Source organism: Vibrio sp. 1562 (assembly GCF_033340155.1).
In the GTDB taxonomy this organism is placed as follows: domain Bacteria; phylum Pseudomonadota; class Gammaproteobacteria; order Enterobacterales; family Vibrionaceae; genus Vibrio; species Vibrio alginolyticus.
The window spans coordinates 1-535 of record NZ_JAWOVY010000705.1 but is presented as its reverse complement, the minus strand read 5'-3'; the positions used below and the strand labels follow the sequence as shown (position 1 = coordinate 535).

Here is a 535-nt window from a genome sequence, read left to right as displayed (position 1 = left end):
ATAGCACAAGTGTCTCCTCTCGAGATCCTAAGCCACCGAGTGATTTGGTCTTTCTTTTTGCTTGCCGCACTTCTTCATTTTGGCCGTCACTGGCGCTCGGTTTATCACATCGCCACAGATAAAAAGAAAATCGCGTATTTGCTTTCCAGTTCGGTATTGATTGGTGGCAACTGGCTGATCTTCATTTGGGCGGTTAACTCCAATCACATGCTGGATGCCAGCTTAGGCTATTACATCAACCCGCTGATTAACGTGTTGCTCGGTATGGTGTTCTTGGGCGAACGACTACGTAAGCTGCAATGGTTTGCTGTGGTATTGGCAGGATGCGGCGTTTTGGTGCAGTTGATCGTCTTTGGTTCGGTGCCAATTGTAGCGATGGCGTTGGCGATGAGCTTTGGTTTTTACGGTTTGCTACGTAAGAAAGTCGCGGTGGATGCTCAAACGGGTTTGTTCGTCGAAACGCTACTCTTCTTACCCGCTGCCGCCGTTTATCTTCTGTTTCTTGCCAGCTCACCAACGGCAAACATGATTGAAA

1 protein-coding gene is annotated in these 535 nt (G+C 48.4%); it reads left to right on the top strand.

All coding sequences use genetic code 11. From position 1 onward, the window contains the following. Positions 1 to 535: EamA family transporter RarD (gene rarD, locus R7Z49_RS27205; RefSeq protein ID WP_318112780.1), on the top strand; the 535-nt coding region annotated here is incomplete at both ends.